Annotated in this window: 13 protein-coding genes; 2 read left to right on the top strand and 11 right to left on the bottom strand. The window is 57.5% G+C overall.

All coding sequences use genetic code 11. The annotated features are described in order from the left end of the window. Positions 1-38: 38 nt before the first annotated feature. The 7 genes from fucP to N655_RS0107960 all read right to left on the bottom strand — a co-directional run bounded on the left by fucP (position 39) and on the right by N655_RS0107960 (position 8212). On the bottom strand, positions 39-1301 hold the full coding sequence (gene fucP / locus N655_RS17970) for an L-fucose:H+ symporter permease (RefSeq protein ID WP_049961334.1): 1263 nt from the start codon (positions 1299-1301) through the stop codon (positions 39-41). A gap of 9 nt (positions 1302-1310) precedes the next feature. Then, a complete protein-coding gene (locus N655_RS0107935; RefSeq protein ID WP_026442549.1) occupies positions 1311-2159 on the bottom strand; it encodes a fumarylacetoacetate hydrolase family protein in 849 nt (282 codons plus the stop codon). A 3-nt stretch (positions 2160-2162) separates the two neighbouring features. After that, positions 2163-3458, bottom strand: coding sequence for an enolase C-terminal domain-like protein (locus N655_RS0107940; protein ID WP_026442550.1), 1296 nt, complete (start codon positions 3456-3458; stop codon positions 2163-2165). Positions 3459-3478: 20 nt separating this feature from the next. Beyond that, positions 3479-4237, bottom strand: coding sequence for an SDR family NAD(P)-dependent oxidoreductase (locus tag N655_RS0107945; RefSeq protein WP_026442551.1), 759 nt, complete (start codon positions 4235-4237; stop codon positions 3479-3481). Beyond that, a complete protein-coding gene (locus N655_RS0107950) occupies positions 4234-5469 on the bottom strand; it encodes an ABC transporter substrate-binding protein (protein WP_026442552.1) in 1236 nt (411 codons plus the stop codon). Before N655_RS0107950 ends, N655_RS0107945 begins: the two co-directional genes overlap by 4 nt. Before the next feature lie 3 nt (positions 5470-5472). After that, positions 5473-6558 (bottom strand): Gfo/Idh/MocA family protein, encoded by a 1086-nt coding sequence (locus tag N655_RS0107955; RefSeq protein ID WP_044934211.1) that lies wholly within the window; start codon positions 6556-6558, stop codon positions 5473-5475. A gap of 67 nt (positions 6559-6625) precedes the next feature. Continuing rightward, positions 6626-8212, bottom strand: a complete 1587-nt coding sequence (locus N655_RS0107960; RefSeq protein ID WP_026442554.1) for an alpha-L-fucosidase — start codon at positions 8210-8212, stop codon at positions 6626-6628. 170 nt (positions 8213-8382) lie between these two features. Between N655_RS0107960 and N655_RS0107965 the strand changes: the two genes are divergently transcribed. After that, entirely contained in the window at positions 8383-9186 is an 804-nt protein-coding gene (locus tag N655_RS0107965; RefSeq protein ID WP_026442555.1) for an IclR family transcriptional regulator, read from the top strand. Here the strand turns inward: N655_RS0107965 and mtaB are convergent. After that, positions 9113-10516: a tRNA (N(6)-L-threonylcarbamoyladenosine(37)-C(2))-methylthiotransferase MtaB gene (gene mtaB, locus N655_RS17975; protein WP_069955816.1), complete on the bottom strand. Its 1404-nt coding sequence runs from the start codon at positions 10514-10516 to the stop codon at positions 9113-9115. The two genes, N655_RS0107965 and mtaB, sit on opposite strands and share 74 nt — an antisense overlap. A 78-nt stretch (positions 10517-10594) precedes the next feature. Between mtaB and N655_RS17980 the strand changes: the two genes are divergently transcribed. Then, positions 10595-11050, top strand: coding sequence for a response regulator (locus N655_RS17980; protein ID WP_044934214.1), 456 nt, complete (start codon positions 10595-10597; stop codon positions 11048-11050). Positions 11051-11172: 122 nt separating this feature from the next. Here N655_RS17980 and N655_RS0107980 read toward each other — a convergent pair whose 3' ends face one another. The 3 genes from N655_RS0107980 to rpsU all read right to left on the bottom strand — a co-directional run bounded on the left by N655_RS0107980 (position 11173) and on the right by rpsU (position 13716). Further along, on the bottom strand, positions 11173-12090 hold the full coding sequence (locus N655_RS0107980) for a hypothetical protein (protein WP_238324591.1): 918 nt from the start codon (positions 12088-12090) through the stop codon (positions 11173-11175). A gap of 871 nt (positions 12091-12961) precedes the next feature. After that, entirely contained in the window at positions 12962-13432 is a 471-nt protein-coding gene (locus N655_RS17985; protein ID WP_349509473.1) for a zinc-ribbon domain containing protein, read from the bottom strand. An 86-nt stretch (positions 13433-13518) separates the two neighbouring features. Beyond that, the gene (rpsU, locus tag N655_RS0107995) at positions 13519-13716 is read right to left on the bottom strand and encodes a 30S ribosomal protein S21 (protein ID WP_026442558.1); all 198 of its coding nucleotides are present in this window, start codon (positions 13714-13716) and stop codon (positions 13519-13521) included. Between the last annotated feature and the right edge of the window lie 106 nt (positions 13717-13822).

Raw genomic sequence — 13822 nt, forward strand, 5'->3', positions numbered from 1 at the left:
CGCGGCGGCCGCGCCTCGGGCGCTGGGTAGGCCCTCAATCAAACCTCGGCAGGGGAAGCTGTTTTTATCCGATGTCCGGCCAAGGCAAAGAAAAGCACAACCAGGTAGCACACCAGCGGGACGAAGAAGGCGCGCTGGATACTGGCCATGTCCGAAATGCGGCCCATGACGGCCGGAAAGACCGCTCCACCCAGGATGGCCATTACTTCCATGGAGGCCCCGCGTTTGGTATACGGGCCAAGATGCCGGATGCTCAGTGCAAAAATCGTCGGAAACATGATTGAGTGGAAGAAGCCCAGCAGCACGATTCCGCCCAGGGCCAGCGGGCCATGCAGAAAGATGACGGGCAGCACACAAAGCAGACAGCTTCCGGCAAAGGCCGCGAGCATGTGCGCAGGCTGGATTTTCTTCATCAATGCTGACCCCGCAAAGCGGCCCAGCATGAAGCCCAGAAGATGCAGCTTGAGGTAATTGGCGGCAGAGGTGTCTAGTGTGCCCGGCTGGGTGTGTTGTACGTAGCGGATCACGAAGCTGGCCACGCCCACCTGCGCCCCAACATAGCAGAACTGTGCGGCCACACCCCAAAGTAGATGAGGAAAGGCAAAAATGCCGGAAAAACGGGGCGATTCCTCTTCGGCCTGCTCTTCCTGGATTTCTGGTAACCGGGCCGACCAAAACACCATCGCCATTAGGAGAAAAATGGCCACAATGAGGAGATAAGGAAGGCGGACCACGTCCGTCTCAGAGGCCGTGGCCTTGTGCGCTCGGGAAAGAATCAGGGCCGATCCGAAGATGGGGGTCACCACCGCGCCCACCGCATTAAAGGACTGCGCCAGATTCAGGCGCCGTTCCGCCGACTGTGGCGGTCCCAAAAAGGTCACATAAGGGTTGGCAGAGACTTCCAGAAAAGACTGCCCGCACGCCATAATGAACAGCGCCAACAAAAAGACCCAATAGGTCCGCATAGCGGCCGCAGGGAGAAATAGGAGTGCGCCCGTGGCGCAGATGATCAGTCCGCACACGATACCGCGCTGGTAGCCGATGCGCTCCATCAGCCTTCCGGCGGGCCAGGCAGCCAGGCAATAGCCGCCAAAGAAGGCCACCTGCACAAACGACGACTGGAAGTCCGTGAGATGAAAGGCGCCCTTCAGGTGCGGAATGAGAATATCGTTCAGATTGACGCCCACCGCCCATAGAAAGAACAGGCTGGTGACCAGGACCAAAGGGGCGATGAAACGCCGCTCAGTCAATGGGCCACCGGTTTGCGGTGGATGAGGAGACGAGATGCGCGTGATCGCCATTGGTGCTGATTATTCTCCGGCCACTACAGGATTCACCAGTTGTCCCAATCCTGCAACTTCGCACGTAACCGTCTCTCCAGGCTTCAGCCAGCGCTGCGGGGTGCGGCCCAGGCCCACGCCTGCTGGAGTGCCGGTGCTGATGATGTCTCCCGGAAGCAGGGGCACAATCGAGGAAAGATATGCAATCAGATCGGGCAGCTTGAAGATCAGTTCCTGAGTATTTGAGTGCTGCAGCAGCTCCCCATCAATAGACAGCCGGATGTCCAGAGCGTGCGGATCAGGAATTTCGTCTTTGGTGACAATTGCCGGGCCGAGGGGCGCAAAGGTCGGAAAGCTTTTGCCCAGGACCCACTGGGAAGTTGCGAGCTGCACATCGCGGGCGCTTACGTCATTCAGAATGGTGTAGCCAAAGACATAGTCCAGCCAGTTTTCCCTGGCAATGCGATGACCGTCCCTGCCAATGACACAGGCAAATTCCACCTCGTAATCCGGTTGGGAAGAAATGGAAGGAAGCCGGATGGCCTCGCCATGGCCCACCAGCGCAGTCGGCAGCTTTAAGAACACAGTGGGGACCTTCGGGACCTCCATCCTCGACTCCACCGCGTGGTCGCGATAGTTCAGCCCGATGCAGAAGATGCGCGGAGGATCTGGAATCGGGGCCAGCAGCCGCACCTCATCGAGAGAAAAACGCGAGCTGGCAGACTGCGCCAGATCTTCTGCTGTGCGAATGGCCTCTTCGCCGCCCAGAACCAGTGAGTGAATGCTGCGAAAACGGGAAGAAAGATCAACAGCCGTATTGTTCAGTAGCGCGCCGGGGCGAGGATTTCCATCGCTCCCGGCAAAGGTGACCAGTCTCATCTTTTAACTCCAGACACGTCCTGAGGGATAAGCATAATCGCGCAGCGTCTCCGGATAAATCTCTGCGCTGTAGCCGGGCTTTTCCGGCAACTGATAGTGTGCGTTGCGGATCCGGACCGGGTCCGTAAAGTGCTCGTGCAGATGGTCGACAAACTCGGTCACACGGTCCTCAAGCGTCGTGGAAACACGCAGGTAGTCAAACGCTGAGAGGTGCTGCACATATTCACAGAGTCCTACACCGCCCGCATGGGGACAAACCGGAATGTTGAACTTGGCCGCCAGCAGAATCACGGCAAGGTTTTCATTGACTCCGGCCAGCCGACAACTGTCAATCTGGCAGAAGTCCAGTGCCCCGGCCTGCATGAGCTGTTTAAACATCACCCGGTTATGGCAATGCTCACCGGTGGCAATGCGCACCTGCGGCACCTCGCGCCGGATACGGGCATGGCCCAGAATGTCGTCCGGGCTGGTCGGTTCTTCCATCCACCAGGGATGGACTTCAGCCAGCGCGCGTGTGCGTTCAATGGCTTCAGAAACGTCCCACTTCTGGTTGGCATCCATCATCAGTCGGCGGTCGGGGCCAATTTTGCTGCGTACCAAACGCGCGCGGCGCAGATCATCTTCGGGCCGGCCGCCCACCTTGAGCTTGAAATGCGTCCAGCCCTCGGCCAGCGCCTCATCGCACAGGCGCTCGATCTTTTCATCGCTGAAACCGAACCATCCCACCGATGTTGTGTAGGCCGGATAGCCGGTCTGCTGCAGGCGCTTGAGTCTTTCCTCCATGCCGGGGCGGCGTTCCCGGAGCAACTGCGTCGCCTCAGCAGGGGTGAGGGCGTCGCTGAGATAGCGGAAATCGATGGTGCGAACAATCTCTTCGGCCTCCATCTCTGCCAGCAGCCTCCATAGCGGCTTGCCTTGCACTCGCGCGTAGAGGTCCCAGACAGCGTTGATGAGGGCCCCGGTGGCCAGATGGATGACGCCCTTTTCCGGGCCCAGCCAGCGGAACTGGCTGTCTGAGGTCAGCTCGCGGTAAAACGCTCCCAGGTCATCTGTAATTGAGGAAAGAGGGCGGCCGACGGCATAACGGGAAAGATATTTGAGCGCTTCCACGCAAAGCTCAGTGCCGCGGCCCAGGGTAAAGGTAAGTCCATATCCGCTGGGTCCGTGGTCTGTTTCCAAAATGCAGTAGGCGGCTGAGTAATCAGGATCCACGTTGACCGCGTCGGAGCCGATGTGTTCCCGCGAGGTGGGGAAGCGCAGGTCAATCACTTGGGCGCGGATGATCTTAAGGTCACTCAAATGAAATTTTTCTCCTTATGCTAAGCGGCAGTCCATCCGCCGTCGATTGTCAGCAGGGACCCGGTCATGAATTCGGCCTCATCAGAGCAGAGATAGCGCACCATGGAGGCGACCTCTTCTGGCTTGCCCATGCGGCCGATTGGCTGCCGGGCATTCAGTTCGGCGATCATCGTTTCCTTTTCATGGGCGTGATACTTTTCGAGATAGCCTTCCACAAAGGGCGTGTACACCGTACCGGGACAGATGCAGTTGACGCGCAGCTCTTTGGGATAGTCCACGGCAAGCTGGCGCGTCATGGCGACCACGGCCCCTTTGGTAGTGCAGTAGGCAAAGCGCTGTTTCACGCCCACCAGCCCGGCCACCGATCCGATGTTCACGATCGAGCCGCGGCGTTCAAGCAGCAGAGGAAGCATGGCCCGCGTGACCAGATAAACAGATTTCACGTTGACCTCCATCAGGCGGTCAAAGTCGTTCTCCTCTACATGGGCAATGTTGCCGACATGCGCGATCCCGGCGTTGTTCACCAGAATGTCAAGCCTGGCAAGCTGCGCGGCGACAGCCTCAATGGAAGCGCGGCGGGTCACATCCATCTGTACGGCCTGAGCATGAGGCAGCGCGCTGGCAAGCTGCTGTGCTTTGGCAAGGTTGATGTCGGCAATCGTGACCGACGCACCGGCGCGGACCAGCTCCCGGCATGTGGCTTCACCAATGCCGCTGGCGCCTCCGGTGACAAGTGCGTGCTTCCCGTCAAGACGGAATGCCTCTTTAGCTTCGCTCATCGAAAGTTGATTCCTTTTTCTTGAATACGCTGTTGGGCCTTTTTCAGAATTTCCGCCGAAGGGACCTGTGAAGACAGGGCCTCAGTGGCCACGTCGTTCAGGACCTCAGCAAAGGCCGGGAGATTGCGGCTGCGCGGAAGTCTGCGCGCGCCCAGCGAGACTTCTTCGATCCTGCGGTAGGCCGGGGCCCGCTTCTGCAACTCAGGATTGCGCCAGGTGGAAAGCCGCACCCCGACCGTACCATGCTTTACGATTCCCAGGTCCAGTTCCGGCTGGGTAAGGAAATGGAGGAAGTCATAAGCGGCCTGCTTGTGCTTTGATCCCGTCCCGATGCCCATGGTCCAGAAGACAGAAAGCGAGGCAGCGGGCCTGCCTTCTGCTGCCGGGATGGGCGCGATGCCGACCCTGCCATTCAACGCAGAGCCTGGGCGGTCACATCTTGCCGCAAAGCCGAACCAGTTGACCATCATCGCCACTTTGCCTGAGAGAAAGACGTCGCCGGAGCGTGTGGAATCGTATTTTTCTGCCTCGGGGTAGCACATGGAGGCATCGCGAATGGTGTTGCGGTAGAAGTCCAGTGCAGCTACAGCCTCTGGCGTGTTCAGCAGCGCATTGCCATTTTCGTCTTCAAATTCACCGCCCCGGCTCCACAGTTGCAGGGCAAAATCATAGAGCGTATTGTGCCCGTCAGGAAATGCCGCGAACAGGGTGCCATAAAGGCCCTCTGCGGGCCGGGTGAAGAAGCGGGCCATGTCACTGAACTGTTTCCAGGTGGTGGGCGGATTTAAGTCGTAACCGTATTGGTTACGAAATGCTTGTTGCTCCTTTGGGGCCTCAAAAAGGTCTCGCCGGTAGATCAAGCACTCCGGTCCATCATGCCATGGAATCGAATAGAGGCTGTCTCCGAAGTACAACGGCTCCACGATCGACCGTGCCCAGCCCTGCGGCCAGTCCGGGACGGGTTTTTGCTGCATGTAAGGGGTCAGGTCTTCGAGCGCACCTTGGCCTGCGGCCTCGGCCAGCCAGTCTGTCGTGATATAGCCAATGTCCCATGTCCCGTTACGCAGGCCTTCTTTCTCAAAGAGTTCGGCGTATAGTTTGTGCAGGTCGAGGGGCACCGGATCAAACTCGACCTCCGCATGTTGCGCACGGTAGAGGGCGATTTCTTCGGCGAGCGCATTCTCAAAGTCAGAGAACTCACGGACGGCAATACGAAGACGTGTCTGGGGCATGGTTTACCTCGGGAGCGGGACTCCATCGCGTTCACTGGAAAGATAGGCAGCTTCGACTGTACGCATCGTGTCAATGGCGTCTTCCACGCTGGTCGGCAGCGTCTGTGCCTGACCGGAAAAAAAGGCCTGGAGTGAACCCATCGAGCCGATGAAGGCATCGGGAAACCAGTTTCCTCCGATGGACACACTGTGCCACGCGCCGCCGCGGCGGGCAATGCTGAGTGTGTCCGGCTTCCCCTTTGGATAATCCAGGTTTACGCCCATGACTGCGCGCAGCGCGCCCTCGGTACCTTCCCACTGCACATAGCTTTGCTGGGAACCCTCATACTGGTGGCCATGGTTGGTGGAGATGTAGACGCGCTTCCATTCGCCGTAATCCAGCATCAGGAGGCTTTTGGTGGCGGCAAGTCCTGGCGTCAGAGGATTGCGCACCGTCCGGGCCAGCACACGCTGCGGGTTCCCAAACCAGGAGCGCACCAAGTCCACATAATGGATGCTGTGATAGAGAATCTCCAGACGCGGAGCTTGAGCCAGAAAGGTCCACAGGTCCCACGGCATGTAAACATGGACCATCACTTCCATGTCATGGATTTCGCCCAGGAGTCCAGCTTCACAAGCACGTTTGGCCGCCAGCATGACCGGAGCAAAACGCAGCTGAAAATTGACCGCTGCCGTCAGGCCCTTCCTGCGGCATACAGCCAGGATCTGCTCCGCCTCGACCAGAGTGTTTCCCATCGGCTTCTGGATGAGCACTGCGGAGCCGTCGGGCAGATGCGGCAGCACATCCAGAATCGCGCCTGCGGGCACTGCAACATCAAAAACACTGCCTTGGGGCGACTTCCTGATTGCTTCTGCAATCGAAGTTACCGCCACAGGGACAGCGAATTTCTCGGCCACCTGTGTGGCGCGCTCCTGACTTGCATCTACCAGGGCCGCCACCGGAATTCCGGCTTTCTGATAGGCGGGCAGATGGGCATCGTGGACAATACTGCCTGCCCCAATCACCACCACAGGAAGAGGGTTTTTCGGAAAGGGTGGAGCAGTGTCCCTGAGGACCTGCTGCACCTGGGTTTCAAAGTCGGAGCTCATCGGGACCCAATGTTTACAATTTCTATAAATAAAAATCTACATTTGTCAATAAAAGCCAAGAGGGAGCCTACTTTGCTGGTATCAATCGGAAGCTGTAGGCGTATTCGCCCGGCGCCTTTTGGGGCAAATCCAGATGCAGGCCATCCTGCTGCTGCTCAAACCGGATGGCGGCATGAGAACCGAGCAGCGAAACCGAGGCCACTTTGAATCCGCTGCCGGTGCCTAACGAATGAATCACCAGATGTCTGTCAGAGGGCCATCCCAGCGCGATAGCGTACAGGGTATTGCCTTTTCTGGTGAATCGGATGTCCTGAGGGGTATAAGGCTGGGTAGCGGTGTCGTGAAACGAGCCGGCGACCACTTTGGTGGGGCCTTCACCATAGATGGTCCAGGGACGCGTGCCATAGATGGCCTCACCGTTTACCTTCAGCCATGCGCCCATACTGCGCAGAATACCGACCGCCTCTTCCGGAATGGTCCCGTCCGGCTTAGGGCCGATATTGAGCAGCAGATTGCCATTTTTGCTGACGATGTCCACCAGTTGCCAGACAAGGCTTTCCGGCGATTTGTAAGTGTCGCCCTTGACGTAGCCCCAGGACTTGTCACTTACCGAGGTGTCCGTCTGCCAGTGCTGCGGGCGGACATGGTCCAGTTGTCCGCGCTCAATATCAAGGACGGTGGTGCCGTCCGGGAAAGCATCATTTTTACGGAAGAGCACTACCTGCTGGCCCTTTTGGGCCGCCTGGTTGTAATAGAAAGCGGCAAAGCGCTTCAGGTAGGGCTGGAAGGTGTCCTGCTCGACCCACCAGTCAAAGTAGACAAGCTCGGGATGATAGCGCTCCACAATCTCGGCGCTGCGTGCAAGCCAGTCATCGAGGTAGGCGTTGTCCGGGTGGCCGGTGCCATTCTTTTCCGGGTCAATGCCAACGTGCGCGGGGCCATAAAACGAGGCATATTTCGGGTCCTGCACGTCAGAGGGGAATTCGCGTCCTCCGTTCATGAACCAGTAGTGTTCGGCGCGGTGTGAGGAGGCGCCGAAGTGCAGTCCTTCAGCCAGGATGGCCGACCGCAGCTCGCCGATGATGTCGCGGTGCGGTCCCATCTTTGCCGCATTCCAGTCACTCAGCTCTGACTGGTACATCTGGAAACCGTCATGGTGTTCGGCCACGGGAATTACATACTTTGCGCCGGATTCCTTAAAGAGGGCGGCCCAGGCCTTGGGATCAAAACGCTCCGCGTGGAACATGGGGATGAAGTCTTTGTATCCAAACTTGGTCTGCGGGCCGTAGGTTTCTACCTGGTGCTTGAACTCCGGCGTACCCTGGCGGTACATATTGCGCGGATACCATTCATTTCCGAAGGCCGGCACAGAGTAGACTCCCCAGTGAATGAAGATTCCGAATTTCGCATCCTGATACCAGGCCGGGATTTTGTATCCCTTCAGCGAGTCCCAGTCGGGCTGGAACGGACCTTCCTTTGCGGTTTTATCCACGGTGGCCAAAAACGATTGCCGTGTCTGGTTGAATTGGCTGACAGACTTCTGCCAGATCAGATCGTCGCGGTCAGGTTGTTGCGCGAATGCCGGGGCCGTAAGCGTGAGAAACGCAGCCATCCAGACCAGGGGCAGCCCTTTTGCGGGGCGGGAAGCTTTCATTTGGTCTCTCCAGGAAGACGAAAAACAATTGCCCTCTTTTTATACGCTAAAACAGCTTTTGATGAACAATTCCTGAAAGAGAAAATGCTTTTTTGCCCCCGGCCTCCACGCGATGCCCGAGGGTTTACAATTTCTGCTAATAAAAATCCTGCTTTTTCAGGACATGCACGTTGAAGACGATCAAGCGACGCTACCCAACCCCGGCCCTGGAAAAGGGGCTCGATATTCTTGAGTTGTTTGCCCATGAGCCTGCCGGGCTTACGAAAAGCGAGGTTGCTCGGCGGCTGAACCGCACAGTTTCGGAGATCTTCCGGATGCTGCTCTGTCTGGAGGAGCGTGGCTACATTGCCCGTTCGGAGGAAGATGAGCGCTTCCGGCTGACGCTCAAGATGTTCCGCATGTCGCTGGAGTATCCGCCGACCAAGCGGCTGGTATCAGAAGCGTTGCCCATCATGCAGGAAGTGGTGCATCAGATCCACCAGTCCTGCCACCTGGGAGTGCTGGAGGCCGGGCAGGTCGTCATTGTGGCGCAGGCCGATTCGCCAATCAGCCCCGGTTTCTACGTCAAGGCCGGCTCGGTTGTGGACCTGATGCATGCCGCTACCGGGCACGTGATCCTGGCCCACCTGCCCTCGGAAGCGCGCAACCGGGCGATTGAGACCTGGCAGGTGCGCACCGGGCATAAAGTTCCGCGGGACCTGGACGAGCATCTGGCAAAGATCAAGGCCCAGGGATATGAGGAGCGGGACAGCTATGAGATCCGCGGAGTCATCAACATCAGCTATCCGGTGCTGGATGAGCGCGGGAATGCAGTAGCAGCCCTCACGGTGCCGTATCTGGCCCGGATTGAAGACCCGACGACGCCAAAGCATGTCCGTAACGCCTTGCAGGAGGCCAGCGTCAAACTGACTGAGGCGATTGGAGGATTGGCCCACCCCGCGGTGCAGGGAGAAAAGAAGGCCGGGAAGAGATAGGGCTGGACCCAGCGCGCAGTCCGTCTTCGCTTAGCTCCGTGACCTGTATGTTCACCATTTGGTTGGCGGGAAGCGGAGCATGGATCTCCACACGAACAAAGTTGTCGGAAAGGGCTGGGGTGGTCGTATGGCCCCGGGCTTCCAGTGTGACCACACTCAAGGTTTGTCCGAGCTGAGATCGCCGGAAAGCAAGGGTTTTTTCTGCAATCAACCTGCGCAGTGCGGACATGCGCTCCTCAACAGCAGCGGCGGGAACGGGACATTCGCTGTGCAGCGCCGCAGCGGGCGTTCCCGGACGCGCCGAGAATGGAAAAAGATGCAGATAAGTAAAGGGCTGGGCGGCGATGAAATCATAGCTTTCCTGGAACAGCGTATCTGTTTCTCCGGGAAAGCCGATCATCACATCCGCGCCGATGCCCGCATCGGGCATCAGGGAATGGATACGGGCAAGTTTTTCTGCGTAGTGCCAGGGGCGGTAGCGGCGATGCATCCGGCGCAGCATGGTGTCTGATCCGGATTGCAGAGGAAGGTGCGCATGGCGGGCGAGCCTGCCCGTAGGCGCATATTGTGCGTAAATTGCCAGCAGTTCCGGTGTCCAGTCCATGGGCTCAATCGAGCTGAGGCGGAGCCGTGGCAGGGGCGTTTGTTCGAGGACCGCGGCAACAAGGTCTACGAAGCGCTGCTGCGGAGACAGATCGCGTCCCCATCGGCCAAGATTGATGCCGGAAAGCACCAGCTCCTGACCTCCGGCCTGCACAAAGCGATGGACAGCGGCGAGGCATTCTGCGAGTGGCAGCGAGCGGCTGGGGCCGCGGGTTTCCGGAATGATGCAGAAAGAGCAGCGATTGGCGCAGCCGTCCTGGACCTTCAGGTTAGGACGGGTCTGCTGCGAATCTTCTGCGAAGGGAAGCACAGAAAGTTCGGCATGGGCGAACTCCGGATCATGCAGAATGGGGACGGTATGAGTCAGCCGGGCCAGGGGCACAAAGTCCGAAGGCGCTGAGCTTTCTGGCACAACCAGCGACTTGTGGCTGTTGCCGATGACAACGCTGACGCCCTTGAGGGCGGCCACCTCATGAGGAGCGCGCTGGGCGTAACAGCCGGTGACGATGATCTTTGCCTGAGGATTCTTGCGATGCACGCGGCGGATGAAGGCGCGCGCCTCGCGGTCGGCTTCTGCCGTTACGCTGCATGTGTTGACGACGACGATCCGGGCGCTTGAAAGATCACTGGCGGAAGAGAGGCCGCGTCGGCGCAGTCCGGCAGCAATGGCCTCTCCATCGGAGCGGCTGGCGCGGCACCCGAAGTTCTCGACGTGATATCCTTCCACATGTTAAGTGTAACAACCGGACGGGAGTGCCTGCGCTGGGTCCGGAGTGCCCCATCCCAACCACCGACAGGAGTACCTATGAAACGGCGTATTTTGCTTGTGGATGATGAACTGGCGATTCTGCTGACGCTCAAGGCCGTGCTGGAAATCAACGGGTTTGAGGTGGAAACGGCGGCCTCCGCCCGCGAAGCAAAATCCAAGATCAAAAGCGGCCAGTATCACATGGTGATTACCGACATGCGCATGGAAAGCGAGACCTCTGGTCTGGATGTGGTTCAGGCGGCGCGAAAAGCTCCCTATCGCCCCGCCGTCGCTATGCTGACGGCCTATCCTGCGGCGGGCTCTGAGATGGAAGAAGGTGCCGATGAGGTGCTGGTAAAACCAATGAATACGCAGGACCTTCTGGTGCAGATTGAGGCGCTTTTGGTGACGCATGAGGACAAGAAGCATGTCCGCAGCGAAAGGGATCTGGCCCTGGCCGGAACAGCCAGAGAGACAGGAACGAAAAAGAGCACTGCCAAGGCCAGCAGATAGGGCCGTCCTGACTCCCGCACAAAACATCGGAGTGTAACGAGATCCTGAGGCCATCGCTACAGTGCTCACGGCTTTGTTTTTCTGTCCTCTTTGGCTTCACGCTGCCAATCGTCCGTTACATTTCAGCAGGTGGGTTCGATTTTGGGACCGCAGGGTCGGCCTGTAGTGTGCGCATGCAGCCGATTGGATGAAGGGCCTTCTGAGGGGCGAGGAAAGCCCGTCTGCGAACAAGCAAAGAACATAATAAGAAGAAAAAAGATATAGCACTGCATACTCCAATCAGGCATCCATAGTGTGGCGATGAATCCACTGATAAAGACCAACCGCGGCAGATAGCCCTTCAAGGACATCATTAAATAGGCGATCATGACCAGGTATGCTGTCATGCCCAGCACGCCGGAATCCGCAACGATACTAAAAATAGAAACTGCGTTGGTGCTTTTTGTAAAAACAGCAGGATAAGCCTGGGCCACCAGCGCCCCATACTGCCGTGCGCCAAAACCAATGAACAAATGGATGGGGTTCGAGGCGCATAGCCTCAAAAAGTAAAGAATGTGAAAGATGCGCTCGTCCAGAGACGCATAAGAAAATGCCTGACTTTGAAGTGCCTCAGGGTGCGAATAGATGCTGAAGCCGAGATACAGACTGCCGATGACAGATACAAGAAGCAGCCCTGTAAGCTTTAGCTGGAAGAATCTGCGATTGCGAAAAAGATAGAAGACGAAAAGTCCGGCAAGCACGCCTTTTGACGCGGTCAAGAAAATGGATCCAATGTAGACGAATTTTAATATCTTCCACCTGCTGCCCAGCATTTGTGTCTGTTGCATCCATAGCTCAAGCAGTAAAAGTGAAATGAGTATCAGCAAACCTAACTCCTGAGATTCTGCAAAGGTCCCGCCCCATTTGGGGACAAAAAAGACCTTTGAGCCAATCTCAACCCAGGATTGCGATAGGATTTCTTTACCGATTTGCGTGGTCCACTGAGATGGAAAGTTGACTGCAAACGCAAGGTCTCCTCCAATCAGCAGGATCAATTCCATCAGGCCAGGAAAAAGGAAGCTGCTTTAAAGCAGAGAGTCTGCACTCTCCGAAAACGGCATGTAGACTGGCCAGGACCAGGGGAGGCGCAAATACAAATTGAAGCACGACCCTGCTGATACCACCCAGCATCTCTCCCTCCTCCAGCCGGGGCGCGATCAGGGCATTTATCAGCGTGCAAAGCACATACACAAGTGCAAAACCTGTGAAATAGAGGCACAGGTGGAGATATTTGCGGTCAAATCGTAAGGTATTTGGATTGATGAACAAACGAAGAAGAAGAGACAGGAGGGCAATCAGGAGCAAAACCCCATATTCAGGGTAGGGCCAAATGGCACTGGGTAGGAACACCTTCACCTGTTTCGCTTCAACCAGTGCAAAAAGGACTGCAAGGGTCCATAAGGCCGACATAGTCTGGCGGATCAATGGCACTCCTCGACTACCGGGCAAAACTTTGCAAGGGAAATGGACTGAGGAGATTCGTCTGCTGCGATCACGCTGTGCCCCATATTCCTGGAATTTTCCTTCAAAAAACCTCAATCCGTCCTTGGAGTGTTGCCTTACAGATTCCGTGCTGCGGCCGCGTCGCAGCAGTGCGAGCAGCCATCCACCACAAAGGTGGTGCATTGCTACAGCGAATACAACAAGGGTAACCGATGCTTGGGTAGTAGAAGATGGTCGAACCTGAGTCCGTGACTTCGGGCCCGGTCCTGGCCGCCCCAGAGAAGTCCTGGGGCTTACCAGGATGATGGGTGGCCAGTTTGCGGGTCACCCTCACCGCGGCCGCCTGCTGCTAGCAGTCGGAGTCCGCGGTCCGGCTCTTCGTCGGAGCCGAACCTGAAGTCTCTGAGTCAAGTCACGAGCATCTCGGCCTTAGATCGCCTGGGGACCGCGCACGGGCGATGGAGCGCTGCCTGGAGGCAGGCTGCGCCTCTTCTGAAAGCACTGGCGACATAGAACAGGGCGTCCCTGGGTGGGCTTGAACGGGACGGTGGTCTCGGCCCCGCATTCAGAACAGACGGTCCGGGTTTCTGTGCGGGCAGTCACTGTTCCTGCGGTACGTTTGGCCTTGCATTGTTTGCAGCGTTTTGGGAGGTTTCGAAACTGCTTGTCATGGAAGAAGAGCTGTTCGCCTGCGGTAAAAACAAATTCATTCCCACAGTCCACACACTTAAGAATTCTGTCCGTGAAGTCCATCTTGGCGGAACCTCCGCCCGCTCTCCGGAGAGCGCAGGGATATGTTTCACAACAAAGACAGCTTGACTTGTGAAGGGGCCCATGCCGCGGTGAAGGCGGCGCATGCCAGAGACTGAAACCGGACTGGCAGGCATGCCGAAGGTGCATGCCGATCGGACTGCTGACTGCTTCTGTTTGGTGCGTCCCCGGGGCGCTTGACAGCGGCCTGCGGGGACTGTTTCTAACGGAGAGTGTTAATCCTGCTCTTTGCGGGCCTTCTTGCGGTTCCGCTTGCGCGCCAGGGCTTCCTTCATGCGGCGCTTTTCACCTGGCTTCAGATAAAAGGAGTGACGCTTTACTTCTTTAATAATGTCCTCCTGCTGCACTTTGCGCTTAAAGCGGCGCAAGGCATTCTCAAGCGGTTCGCCTTCCTGTACACGAACCTCTGCCAAAGGGACTACACCTCCAGACTTGCCCTGATAGGGCTTCTACCAGATTACCGGACGGGGTGCTGTTTTGCCTAGAGTGGATTTTCAGGGGCGGGAAAGAGGCAGGCCC

It is taken from the genome of Pseudacidobacterium ailaaui, assembly GCF_000688455.1.
GTDB classification, from domain to species: domain Bacteria; phylum Acidobacteriota; class Terriglobia; order Terriglobales; family Acidobacteriaceae; genus Pseudacidobacterium; species Pseudacidobacterium ailaaui.